Below are 11,653 nucleotides of genomic sequence, written 5' to 3' on the forward strand. Positions count from 1 at the left end.
GCCTTCGGCGACTTCCGCGAGACGGCCGGCGTCGCCGGGCTGTTCATGCTGCGCGTGGACCGGCTCGCCCTCTGGCTCGACGTCCTCTTCGCCCTCGCCGGCCTCGCCACCGTGCTGCTGCTGCCGCACTACCTCGAGAAGGCGAAGGCCCACCGCCCCGAGGTCTACCCGCTCTCGTTCCTCGCCGTCGCCGGCATGACGCTGATGGTCGGCAGCGAGAACCTGGTGATGATCTTCCTCGGGCTGGAGATCCTCTCCATTCCGCTCTACGTCCTCGTCGGGATGGCGCGGGAGAAGGCCGAGGCGGTTGAGGGCTCGCTGAAGTACTTCCTGCTCGGCGCCTTCTCCACCTGCTTCCTCGTCTACGGCCTCGCGCTCGTCCTCGCCGCGACCGGCCACTTCGACCTGCCGGGGATCGCCGCCGCGCTGCGCGCGAACGACGGCATGGCGCCGTACGGTTCCGTCGCGCTCTTCACCGGCCTCGCGTTGATCCTCGTCGCCTTCGCCTTCAAGGTCGGCGCGGCGCCGTTCCAGTTCTGGGTGCCCGACGTCTATCAGGCGGCGCCGACGCCGGTCGCGGGGTTCATGGCGGTCGGCACGAAGGCGGCGGCGTTCGTCGTGCTGCTGCGCGTGCTGCACACCGGCTTCGGCGGCGCGCCGGAGACGGCGCAGCGCTGGGGCGCCGCGGTCGCCGCGCTCTCCGCGCTGACGATGATCGTCGGCAACCTGCTCGCCCTCGCCCAGCGGCGGCTGAAGCGGCTGCTCGCCTACTCCAGCGTCGCGCACGCCGGCTACCTCGCCTTGGCGCTGCTCGCGCCGCTGCCGGTGGCCGCGCCGAACCTCGTCTTCTACCTCTTCGCGTACGGCTTCATGACGATCGGCGCCTTCGCCGTCGTCTCGCTCTTCCAGCGCGAAGGGGCGGACGCCGACGACCTGTTCCAGTTCGCGGGGCTCTGGAAGCGCCGCCCGTGGCTCGCCGGATCGCTGGCGATCTTCCTGCTGTCGATGGCCGGCATTCCGCCGCTCGCCGGGTTCGACGGCAAGCTGGTGATCTTCCTCGCCGCGCTGCAGTCGGGGCACGCCGGCCTCGCCGCGTTGATGGCCGTGGCGGCGGTCGTGGGCGCGGCCTACTACCTGCGCGTGGTGACGACGATGTTCCTGCGCGAGCCGGAGGACCCGCTCTCGGCGGAGATCCGCGTGCCTCTCTCCGCGCGCTTCGTGCTCGGCGCGGCGGTTCTCGGCACGATCATCCTCGGCGTCTTCCCCGGCCTCCTCCTCGATCCCCTCTCCCTCGTCCACCGCGCCCTGGCCCCGCTCTCCTGATCCGCCCGGCGTGAACACCGACGCCGCCGTTCTCTGAACCCAACGCCGCGCGCCGATCATTGCGCGCGCCGAAATCGCCGAATGCCGGTGCCGCTGCCGCTGTTCAGCGGTTGCTTGGCCGCCGCCTCAAAATCGGGTGCGGTGACCTGCGTGTCGGCGGGCTGTTGGTTGCCACGCGAAGCGATCATTCGTCGGCGATCTCCAGCGGTGTCTTCATGACTTCGGTCAGCAACAGAAAGCCCGAAAGCCGCCGCAAAAAAGTTGACGGCTTCTGGGGCGAGGGCTACAGTCGCAACGAAGTTCGGGCACAGGTGTAGCGGTCACCTGTGAACGGCGAAAGCGGGTGGAGCGTGCCTTCAGTGTGGCGGTCTTTCCGTCGAGCACTCTGGCCCCGGCAGACAATTGCGGTATCCCAACTCAGCGAGCGGGGATGCGGCGCTGCAGCATTGGCGACCGTGTTTCGGGCGCACGGCGTCCATGTCTCTCTCTTTGAGATTGAGAGGGCAATCGACATCGATGGCGACGGTGCCAGCCTCGGCAGTCTCATTGAGGCGGCGGATAGATGGGGCTTCGACGGCAAAGGAATCAGGACGAACAGAACAGGCCTTGGAACAGTTCGACTTCCAGCCATCGCTCATCTTCGTCGCGCAACAGGCGACCACTATGTAGTCGTCGAGAAGACATGGCGCAACGGCGACGTGCTAATCGCCGACCCCGCCACGGCCCGATCTGAGCGGCTCGCTGCCGCGCAGTTCGAGCGGGAGTGGACGGGCGTTGCGCTGGTTCTAGCGCCCCGCAAAGAAGCGAGAAATAGAAGCTCCCGCGCCGGCCTGCGGTTGTCCGACGTGGCGCGTGGGCGCAAACGACGTATCACCGTCGCGCTCGGTCTCGCGGCCGCCGCAACAGCGCTTTCGCTGCTGCCCGCACTCTACCTTCAATACCTGATCGACACTGTGATCGCATCCGACAGCGCGGCGCGCCTCTGGCGGCTGACGGTCGGTGTTCTCGCCCTCTGTGTGCTCCAATGCGCGGCGCAGGTTGGTCGAGACTACGTTTCTTCCCTGACTGCGCGGCAAATTGACGCCCAATTGCAGAATCGCTTTGCGCGTCATCTTCTCGACTTGCCGGTCTCGTTTCATCTCGTGTTCCGTGCGGGTGACGTATTCAATCGCTTCAACGAGGTGCTGAAGGTCCGTGGTCTCCTCACATCCTACGGACTGTCCGCCGCGCTCGACGCCGTCCTTCTCGCGGCTGGAATCGGCATCTTGGTGAACTACAACATGGGTCTAGCCTGCATCGCGCTCATCGCGCTCCCACTGTTCCTCGCCCTGGCGCGCTTCAGCGCACCGGCGACGAAGAGACTGCGCGCGGAGGCCGTCGAGGCCGCGTCCGCCGTGTCGTCGAACCTCACGGACTTTCTGTATGGAATCACCGTCATCAAGGCGTTCGGCACCGAGTCCGTCGTCGCGGCGAGGATGGAGAGAGCTCTCTCCCGAATGCATGATGCCCTCTACCGTTCGTCGCTGGCGATGTCCAGAGTCGGAGGCGGTTTGATGGTGCTCACAGGGGTCACCACGGCCGCGACGGCGACGTTCGGATGCCTTCTTGTCCTTCGACACGAGCTGACAGTTGGCGCCTTAGTTGGGTTCTTCGGCGTCTTGGGCGTCCTGCTTGCTCCGGCGCAGCGTCTTGCGGAGACGATAACTCAGTGTCAGGACGCGTTCGTCGCTCGCGATCGCGTCGGCGAGGTTCTGGCCATCCCGACCGAGACCACCCTCGCTCCCGGCTGCCGCCGCAGAGAGCTGACGGGCGATCTTCGTTTCGAGCACGTTGGCTTTGGCTATCAAGGAGGGCGGCCTATCTTGGAGGATATTGATCTCAGCATTCCTGCCGGAGCGCGAGTCGGTCTCCTGGGCGTCAGCGGCTGCGGAAAGACCACTCTGCTGAATCTCCTTCTCCGGTTCCACGTTCCATCTGCCGGCTGCATCCGTGTTGACGGCGTCCCAGTAGGCGAACTCGATCTCCTGGATTACCGACGCCAACTCGCCTTGGTCCCGCAGGATTGCTACCTGCTGACAGGGACAATCCGGGACAACGTTCTTATGGGCAGACCAGGCATAACCGATGAGCAGCTTGATGAAGCAATTCGAGTTGCCGGACTCCTGCCGCTCGTCGGGCGAATGCGGTACGGCATGGATACTCCCGTCGGTGAACGCGGCGCACTCTTGTCCGGCGGCGAACGTCAGCGCGTCGCGGTCGCCCGGGCGCTGGCTGGTCACCCTCGGCTCCTCCTGCTTGACGAGCCTACGAGCGCGCTGGACACAATCACCGAGCTGGCGATGCTTGAATCACTGATTTCCATGACGGACGGTGCCACCGTTCTGGTCGCATCGCACCGTCTGAGCACCGTTGCGAGCTGCGATCTTCTGGCCGTGATCCAACAGGGGAGAATTGTCGAGTATGGACGGCCGCGGGATCTGCTGGCCGGAGATGGTCTCTTCAGGCGGATGATGCGGGAGCAACTCCCCTTCCTGTCGGCCCCGGCGGCCGAGAAGGACGCGTGGCTTACCGCATAGCAAGTTCGACGAGTCATTCTCGCTGGAGCGCGTGACCATGCGACGTCGATCATGCCTGCTCGTCGGTCTGCTGTCTCTAGCCGCCGCATGCGGCGTCGCGTTCGGCGGCGCTGATGGTACGTCGGGCGGTGAACGAAGCCTGCTGGAGCTTGAGAAGCAGAAAGTGGCGCTGCGCACGGCGCAGGCGGACTACGACCGTGTCGTCCGGATGTTCGGGGCCGGTCTCATGTCGCGCGCCGATCTGGACCGCGAAAGCGCGAAGCTAGAAACGGCGAGGCTGTCGTTTCAGCAGAGCATGGTGGACGTTCTCGCTCTTCGACCGCGCGTCGGCGTCGTGCGGGCCGTGAAATATCGCGCGGCGGACGGAAAGAAGCGGATACGCGTAGAGATCCAGAATGATACGCGCCCCTTCGATCCCCGGGAGTTCGGCATCGCGGAGGGCGCCGGAGCCGAAGGGGAGGTTGCGCGCGCCGTCGGTGAAAGGTCGATTCACGACCTGTTCGTCTCGTTGTCCGCGTCGGCCTCTTCGGATCCCGCGACCAGCGCCGCAAGAGGCACAATCATCGCGTTGCCCTACCAGCGCTGCGTTCGCGACCTTCCGGTCGGACAACCCGCGGTGCTGGATTTCGAGCTTCTTCGGGATGTGTCCAGCGTCAGCATCCAGCTCGAAGGTCGAGGAATTCAGAGCGCCGTGGACATCGAACTGGAGCAGGAACTGGGCGGCGGCGGGGTTACCCTTACTTCGACGCAGGTCAGCCAAGAAGCGGATCTCGGCTCGGAGGCGAAATTCCGTTTGGTCCTCGAGCGGTCCAGCGTCGATGAGCGGAGCTTCTGGCTGAAGGCGATCAACCTCCCGCCGCAGGCCGAGCATGCGTTTGTCGACTCAAAGACGGATGCGCGCTTGACGCGCATACAAGTTCCCGCCGGAACGTCGCACGTCGAAATGGAACTTCGCGTCGCTCTCCCCGCTGCTGGGGATGAGCGGATTCCGGTCGGTCGGCCGTTGACGTTCTGGGCGGTCGTCGGAGACGACTCCGTGGCGCAGGCCTTCGCGGAGGGGCGGGCATACAGCGACCGAGAAATCCAGTCATCGCATGTCGCCGCCGTGAGATTGGAACTCACGCCGAGAGGAATGGGGAAGTTGGAGGTCACCGCGCCGACTCTGCTCGTGGAAACAGGAGCGGGGGACTCCGTTGACGTGCCGCTGGAGATAAGCAACACAGGATCGTGCCGTCTAGACAACCTCCGAGTCAAAGTCGATGCGCCCTCTGGATGGGAGACGCAAGCGACGCCGCCGACCGTGGCATCTCTCGATGTAGGGCAGAAGACGTCGTTCGCCGTGCGAGTCGTTCCTCCGGACGGCGCGACGGTGGGTGACTACGAAGTGCGGCTGCGCCCGGAGTGTTCGGCGCATAGCGTGTCGCTCGACTTGGAGCCAAAGGTGCTCAGGGTGGCCGTCCGCTCGCACGGCGGGGTCCTGCGCGGTCTCGCGCTTCTTGCGCTTGTGGGCGGCGTGGTCGGTTGGCTGCTGGTTCGCACGCTCAGACGCGCGCGGCAGTGAGGTGGGACGATGATACTTATCGAGGGGCTGACGAAGAGATATGAGGACGTCCTCGCGCTCGATCATCTGGACCTGACGGTCAGGGCGGGAGAGATCTGCTGCCTCCTTGGAGCGAACGGCGCCGGGAAATCTACCACGATCAACATACTGCTCAATTTCATTCAGCCGACCGAGGGGCGAGCGACGATCAATCGCGCCGACGTGACTCAGGAGCCGCTGGCGGCGCGAAGTAACGTGGCGTATCTCCCGGAGAACGTCTTCCTGTACGGGAGCATGTCGGTCCGGCAGAACCTGTCGTTCTTTTCCGAGATCGCAGGCCGCGGCGAAGTGCGGCGGTCCGAGGCGGAAACGACGCTCGAACAGGTGGGGCTCGGTCGAGACGTCTGTGCGCGAAAGGTGAAGACGCTTTCGAAGGGCATGCGGCAGAAGGTCGGCGTCGCTGCCTGCCTGCTGAAACAAGCGCCGGTACTGATCATGGACGAGCCGATGTCGGGACTCGATCCAAAGGCGATGGTCGAACTCACGGCGCTGCTGCTCGGCCAACGGGAGCGGGGCAAGGCGATCTTGATCTCGACGCACGACGTGTTCCGGGCGCGCCAGATGGCAGACAGAATCGTGATTCTCCGGGACGGTCGGAAGGTGGCGGATCGAACGCGCAGCGAACTGGCCGGCGAAGACCTCGAAGCACTCTATCTTCAATGCATGAGCGACGAGCAGTCGCGTCCGTCGCGGCCGGGCCGCGAGGAGGGATTGCAATGAGCGCCATCGAAGGAAACGCGCCGGCGATTCCTGCGCCCGCGCAGGCCATCGGCGCGATCGCGCGAAGGGAACTGCGCGAGCACTTCACGAGCCTGCGCTTCGTCGTTATCGGGATATTGGTTCTCGTCATGACGCCGCTCGCGGTCTATGTTGGCGCGCGCGACTATGCGTCACGGCGGGACGATTGGGCGCGCCATGTCGCTGACCGCCAGAAGCTTGCCGAGGGACCAGCGGGGATCGTCAAGGGCATGGACCTGCCCTACACGCAGGGCAACGACCTTGAGGTCCTGCGAGTCGTGAGGCCTCCGTCGCGATGGAGCGTATTGGTCCGCGGCGTTGATGCGAGCCTGCCGGCGTACTGGGATTTCGGTCCGTCCGGCGTCGAACCCGGTTCGCCGGCGACTCAGACCCTGAGACTCACGGACGCATACGGGATGCTGGACATGGAGTTCATCGTCCGCGTCGCGCTAGGCCTACTTGCCATCCTTCTCGCCTTCGACGCAGTGTGCGGAGAGAAGGAGCTAGGGACGCTTCGAGCGGTGCTCGCGCAGCCCGTGTCGCGCGTCGCCTTCCTCACCGCGAAGCTGATCGGCGGCGCGATCACGCTCGTCGTGCCGTGGGCCGCCGCTCTGCTTCTCGGCGTCGCGACGGCCGGTCTCATGAACGTCGATCTTCTTCGGGGTGCCGATCTGGCGCGACTTGCGGCGCTCTTCTGTGTCGGCGCGCTCTACCTTGTCGTTCTCTTTGCGTTTGGCCTCCTTGTTTCGTCTCTTGCCGCCAACCAGAAGAGCGCCCTTGTCGTTGCGCTCGTGGCGTGGGTGCTCGTAACGCTCGCGCTGCCGCCAACCGCAAGCATGTGCGCAAGGGCCGTCGTGCCGGTACCGTCGCAGGAGGCGATTGCGGCGCGGAGGCAGTTCATATCGCAGGATCTGGAGCGAGAGGCGGAGTTGCGCCGCGGCGACGTGTTCCGCGACGTTACGGGTGCGACGCGAGTCAGCCTGGAGCTGTTCGAACGATTCGACAAGGAACTGCGGCGAGGGCTCGCGGCCGCCCAATCGGAATCGTGGGCGAAGCGACGTCGGGTCTTGGGGGACCTTGACGCTGAGTGGAAGCGCCGTGTGTCGGCGCAGGACCAAGCAGCGATCGTGATGGCGTCGGCAAGCCCTGGCGCGCTATTCGCGCGTGCTGCCGCGAACATCGTTGGAACAGGAGACGACGAGACGCGTGGCTGGAACGCGGCAGTCCAGTGGCACGCAGGACAACTGGAAACGGCCATATTCCAGTCGCCGCCGTCGTTCTATCTCAGGACCGCAAACGGCCAAGCATACTTCGAGCAGCGTCCGGGGGTCCCCGTCGCGGACCTGCCGAGTTTCAGTGAGCCGAGGGACGGCGTGGCAGAGGCGGTCAGCTCGTCCTTGGCGGCGTTGCTGCTTCTCACGGGAATGGCGGCTCTCTTCGTCTCGGCGGGCTATCGGGCTTTCGCGCGGTACGACGTGCGGTGAAGGACTGCCGATGCGAGGCGAGGTGGAACGGATGGACCCATTTCGCGGAATCGTTGGGCTGCGTGACCTAAAGGACACGGCAAGACGGCTCGCCGAGGAGGAGTCACCGCTGCTCCTCCTCGGTGAGACCGGCGTCGGGAAGAACCTATTCGCGAAGGCGATCCACGAAGCGAGCGCCGAGTCCCCTCGGGAACTCGTCACGGTGCATTGCCCGAGCGTGCCCCCTTCCCTCTTTGAGTCGGAACTGTTTGGGCACCGAAGAGGTGCGTACACGGACGCGCGCGAGGAGCGCGTCGGCGCAATCGGTGCGGCCGAAGGCGGCACCGTTCTCTTCGACGAGATTGGAGAGCTCTCTCTGGAGGCGCAGTCGAAACTCCTCCGGGTTGTGGAGGAGCGCCGCTATTGTCGACTGGGGGAGTCGCGCGAGCGACAAGTAGAGGCACGATTCCTCTTCGCGACGAATCGAGATCTCGCGGCGATGATCGAAGATGGTGGGTTTCGACGCGACCTGTACTTCAGAATCGCGACCTATTGCCTCGAGATCCCGCCGCTGCGGGAGCGGGGTCCGGAAGTGGCGGAGCTCGCTGCCGTGCTCTGGGCGAAGGCCACCGGCTGTCAGGGGGTGCCTCTTGAGACGGCGGAAATCGACGCGTTGCTGTCCTATGACTTTCCCGGCAATGTGCGGGAGCTGGACGGGTTGCTAAAGCGGGTCTGGTTCGGGACGAAGACCGGGGGCCAATCCCGGCTTGCGTTGCTACGGCACGAACTGGAGTGCATGTCCTGGCGGCGCGGAACTCAGAGCGTCCCGCCTTCAGGCGGGCTCTCGGTGACCAGTCTTGGGACGGGATTGTCGTTCTGGTCCGACGTGCGCGATCCATATCTTCGCCGCGAGATCAACCGCGAGGAGCTACGCGCCTTTCTGGAAGCGAGCTACGAACTGGCAGGTCGGAGCCTGAAGCGCTTGGCACCGCTTCTGGGCGTGGACGACTGCGACTACAAGAGGTTCGTCGATTTCGTCGGCAGACATGGCTTCACCGCGCGGCAACTTGGGCGGGGCAAAGTAACGCGGGGGGGGGCTGAGGCTAGTCGTGGCGGAGATGCCGGGATCGCGTCCGCGCGCGAAAGATGTCGCGCCACAGCGCGAACGAAGTCTTGACAGACGGGTCACACGCGGCCTTCCACCGGGCATGGCCATTGCACATGCGTGGTGCGAAGGAGGTCAACCGAACATGAAAGACACGAAGCACATGAAGGACACGCCGCGAATCGAGACGCTGAGGTTCCCGGAGCTGCGGAACACCAAGGGTGGGACCAAGGACGCGACGGTGTCCGACGGTACGTCAGGCGGCAGCGGTGGCGGGCCCAACACGCCGTCCACCGCCTGCATCTGCGTCTGCGCGCAGCGGCCGTAGCGAACGGCGACCGCGCGGGGGAGCAGATACCGCACTGCTCCCCCGCGGAATTCCCCTGCGAGGAGTGACCGATGGTCGAGGGGACTTGGGAAGCCCGAATATCAGACGATGTTCGCGTTCACCGGCTGCCCGACGGCACGATCGCCGCGTGGAATCGATTTGCGCCCTCTGTCGTTCTGATCCCCGAGCGCAGGTGGGCCGCACTCTGCGACCTCGCAGCGGGGCGACCTTGCACCGGCGAGGGAATCGACGACGAGACGCTCCAGCATCTGGTGGAACGCGGCATTCTTGTCGAGGGCTGCCGAGAGTCATGCGCCGCGCGGTTCGACAACGATGTGCTCAACGCGCTGGACGATCTTGATCGTGAGTCGGCGACGTTTCTCGCCAACCGAGAGCCATACAGTAGTCTTCACATAACGAACCAAGCGTGCAACTTGGGATGTCCATACTGCGTGTCGCGATACGCGAGGCAACGGGAGGACGGCCTGCGGCACGATGGCGGAGACTCCGCGCGGTGGACGGCCATCGTCCAGATCCTAGACCAGTTCCTTGGGCGCAAGCGCGCGGACCGCGCGACCGCGACGCTCATCGACTTCAATGGTGGGGAGTTTCTCCTTGAATGGGACCTCTTGACGCGCGTCGTGCGCCACGCCGAGTCCAGGTTCCCCGATGTCCGGATTCACTACGCGCTGAACAGCAACATGACGTTGATGGGCGGCGACAAAGCAGAGTTCCTAGCAAGGCGCGGCTTCAGAGTGTACGCGAGCATCGATGGCTACCGACGCGTGCATGATAGATCCCGGACCTACAAGAACGGACGAGGCTCCTTCGAAGAAGTAATGCGCGGCATCAGAACGTACAATGCACACCGCCCGCCTACCCCGGTTGGCGGATTTCAGGGGACCATAAACGACTTTCGCGATTTCGACGTGGCGGCCCTATTCCGGATGAGTCGGCTCGGATTTCGAGAAGCTAGACTCAGCCCGAACCTGCTCGGCGTCACGGAAGAAGAAGCGGGCCGCCGTGCGGACGTCGTGACGAAGCTGTTCGAAACTGGTTTGAACAGAAAACTGGCTTATGTCGACGTCTACTTTGGCTCAGCGAAGACAGTAATGAACCTAGATCCATACCGCTTCTTCTTTCCCTGTATCGGTCTTTCGGCCACGCCGACACGCGGGCTAACCGTCAACGTGGACGCGCTCACCGTTTCCCATCTATGCGGGTTCGCGTCGAACGGGGCGGTGCCTTGGTCCGAGATGCACGGCGACATCTATAACCCGGCGGCGTGGATCGCGGCCCGCGCCTTTATCCGAAGGCGGTATGAGACGCTAAGGACCTCATGCCGGGGGTGCGATGTGGTCGGCGTCTGCCGCACTGGGTGTGTCCTGACAGGACTGGATAGCGCCAACGAGATCAACAGGGCCGCCTGTGCCTATCAGCGCAGAATGTGGCGGAACACCCTGGAGCTCGCATTTCGTCGAGTTGACGGGCGCAAGAAGGCAAGGGGCCCCAGGCGGCAATTGTCGGCGCGAGGTGGAGAGTAAGCCGACGCCGCGTCGAGGCCGCGTCGGTTTCCTGATTTACACTTGCGGCCCGGAGCGGAATCGTTCTCCGGGGTATTGCCGGCAAAGATGGGTGGTGCGGATGGGTTCGTCGTCGGACCGCACACGGCCGTGTCATTGGGGACGGGCGGCGTTCACTCCCGCCCATTTAAGTCGTGCGGGTCGATGGCCGGGGGGCCGATGAGGAAAGCAGCGGCGCTGCGTTCATTGGCGGCGATCGCCGTGTCGGCGGTGGGGTTCTTCTCGGCGCTGGGAGGTCCGCCGGAGGGGACGCGCAGCGTGCCGTCCCCGTCGTCGCGAACGGCGGCGGCGAACATCGCGGAGATCCCAAGTCCGCCCGAGGACGCGGGCGTCGGAGAATGGAGGGAGTATCTCCGACGCCGGCGAGTCGCAGCCGACGCCGCACGGCGCGAGGCTGCGTCGGCCAAAGCGGCGGCTGCCGTCTCGGCGCGCCAGCGCGCTGAACGGGAGCGGAAATTCGAAGAGGCGCGCGAGGATCCCGTCATGCTCATGAGCGAGCGGGAGGTGCGCGAAGCGCGTCTCGCGAAACTCGAAGAGGAACGCCGGGCTCTCGCAAGGCGTCTCGCCCTTCTCGAGGCGCTCTCGGCCATGGCCGAGCCGACCGCAGAGGAAACGGTCGGCGCCGCGCCGACTCGCGTTGTCGACGACTGTCCAGTGAGCAACGGCCGCGCTCTCTTGGACTCCAGTCCTCTCGGAAGGCCGGCGCCCTGCCGCGAGACTCCAACGGTGGACGACGATGCGCTCTACGCCAACGTTGATCTCGGCCCGTTTGTGACCCACCCTGACTTTGAAACAACGCAGAAGGAGGAGGCGGCGCTTCGGCGGCGGGTCGCCGAACTCCGAGATCAGATGCGCAGGCTCACTGTCGCGGGCGGTGATCCGAACCGCCGGGCGACGGTGTTGGACGACGTGCGGTGCGAGGCCGCGTGGACATTCG

Annotated in this window: 10 protein-coding genes; all 10 read left to right on the forward strand. The window is 65.0% G+C overall.

Annotation, left to right across the window (positions count from 1 at the left end; all coding sequences use genetic code 11):
- The coding region (locus LLG88_11550) for an NADH-quinone oxidoreductase subunit N (protein MCE5247535.1) at positions 1-1,323 on the forward strand (1,323 nt) is incomplete at its 5' end.
- A gap of 59 nt (positions 1,324-1,382) precedes the next feature.
- Entirely contained in the window at positions 1,383-1,640 is a 258-nt protein-coding gene (locus LLG88_11555) for a hypothetical protein (GenBank protein MCE5247536.1), read from the forward strand.
- Positions 1,641-1,682: 42 nt separating this feature from the next.
- Positions 1,683-3,899: a peptidase domain-containing ABC transporter gene (locus LLG88_11560; GenBank protein MCE5247537.1), complete on the forward strand. Its 2,217-nt coding sequence runs from the start codon at positions 1,683-1,685 to the stop codon at positions 3,897-3,899.
- A gap of 37 nt (positions 3,900-3,936) precedes the next feature.
- Complete coding sequence (locus LLG88_11565) at positions 3,937-5,460, forward strand: NEW3 domain-containing protein (GenBank protein ID MCE5247538.1); 1,524 nt, start codon at positions 3,937-3,939, stop codon at positions 5,458-5,460.
- A gap of 9 nt (positions 5,461-5,469) precedes the next feature.
- The gene (locus LLG88_11570) at positions 5,470-6,219 is read left to right on the forward strand and encodes an ABC transporter ATP-binding protein (GenBank protein ID MCE5247539.1); all 750 of its coding nucleotides are present in this window, start codon (positions 5,470-5,472) and stop codon (positions 6,217-6,219) included.
- Positions 6,216-7,721, forward strand: coding sequence for an ABC transporter permease (locus LLG88_11575; protein MCE5247540.1), 1,506 nt, complete (start codon positions 6,216-6,218; stop codon positions 7,719-7,721). Before LLG88_11570 ends, LLG88_11575 begins: the two co-directional genes overlap by 4 nt.
- A gap of 10 nt (positions 7,722-7,731) precedes the next feature.
- Positions 7,732-8,877, forward strand: a complete 1,146-nt coding sequence (locus LLG88_11580) for a sigma 54-interacting transcriptional regulator (protein MCE5247541.1) — start codon at positions 7,732-7,734, stop codon at positions 8,875-8,877.
- Between the two features lie 73 nt (positions 8,878-8,950).
- Positions 8,951-9,133 (forward strand): hypothetical protein, encoded by a 183-nt coding sequence (locus LLG88_11585; GenBank protein MCE5247542.1) that lies wholly within the window; start codon positions 8,951-8,953, stop codon positions 9,131-9,133.
- A 71-nt stretch (positions 9,134-9,204) separates the two neighbouring features.
- Positions 9,205-10,677, forward strand: a complete 1,473-nt coding sequence (locus tag LLG88_11590) for a radical SAM protein (protein MCE5247543.1) — start codon at positions 9,205-9,207, stop codon at positions 10,675-10,677.
- 198 nt (positions 10,678-10,875) lie between these two features.
- On the forward strand, positions 10,876-11,653 hold a 778-nt coding region (locus LLG88_11595; GenBank protein ID MCE5247544.1), incomplete at its 3' end, for a hypothetical protein.

The sequence above is a fragment of the bacterium genome (assembly GCA_021372775.1).
Classification (GTDB): domain Bacteria; phylum Acidobacteriota; class Polarisedimenticolia; order J045; family J045; genus JAJFTU01.

Excerpts from the sequence above, each read along its gene's own strand:
- LLG88_11565 (MCE5247538.1), top strand. The coding sequence starts at position 3,937 with ATGCGACGTCGATCATGCCTGCTCGTCGGTCTGCTGTCTCTAGCCGCC.
- LLG88_11570 (MCE5247539.1), top strand. The coding sequence starts at position 5,470 with ATGATACTTATCGAGGGGCTGACGAAGAGATATGAGGACGTCCTCGCG.
- LLG88_11575 (MCE5247540.1), top strand. The coding sequence starts at position 6,216 with ATGAGCGCCATCGAAGGAAACGCGCCGGCGATTCCTGCGCCCGCGCAG.
- LLG88_11580 (MCE5247541.1), top strand. The coding sequence starts at position 7,732 with ATGCGAGGCGAGGTGGAACGGATGGACCCATTTCGCGGAATCGTTGGG.
- LLG88_11585 (MCE5247542.1), top strand. The coding sequence starts at position 8,951 with ATGAAAGACACGAAGCACATGAAGGACACGCCGCGAATCGAGACGCTG.
- LLG88_11590 (MCE5247543.1), top strand. The coding sequence starts at position 9,205 with ATGGTCGAGGGGACTTGGGAAGCCCGAATATCAGACGATGTTCGCGTT.